The organism is Citrobacter sp. Cpo069 (genome assembly GCF_030332785.1).
GTDB lineage: Bacteria > Pseudomonadota > Gammaproteobacteria > Enterobacterales > Enterobacteriaceae > Citrobacter > Citrobacter portucalensis.
Map to the genome: position 1 here is coordinate 1 of NZ_JAOWHD010000007.1, position 281 is coordinate 281.

Genomic DNA, 281 nt, shown 5'->3' on the forward strand with positions numbered 1-281 from the left:
CTCAGAAGTGAAACGCCGTAGCGCCGATGGTAGTGTGGGGTCTCCCCATGCGAGAGTAGGGAACTGCCAGGCATCAAATTTAGTGTGCTGATATGGCTCAGTTGGTAGAGCGCACCCTTGGTAAGGGTGAGGTCCCCAGTTCGACTCTGGGTATCAGCACCAGTTTTTCGGTTAAAGTTCGGCACTTAGTAAAGAATTTGTCTGGCGGCTGTAGCGCGGTGGTCCCACCTGACCCCATGCCGAACTCAGAAGTGAAACGCCGTAGCGCCGATGGTAGTGTG

Annotated in this window: 1 tRNA gene and 1 rRNA gene; both read left to right on the forward strand. The window is 54.8% G+C overall.

Features of this window, described 5'->3' with window-relative positions:
* The first annotated feature begins 86 nt into the window (after positions 1-86).
* Positions 87-162: transfer RNA gene (locus tag OGY08_RS00275), tRNA-Thr, on the forward strand.
* A 38-nt stretch (positions 163-200) separates the two neighbouring features.
* A 5S ribosomal RNA gene (gene rrf / locus OGY08_RS00280) occupies positions 201-281 on the forward strand; the annotation flags it as partial.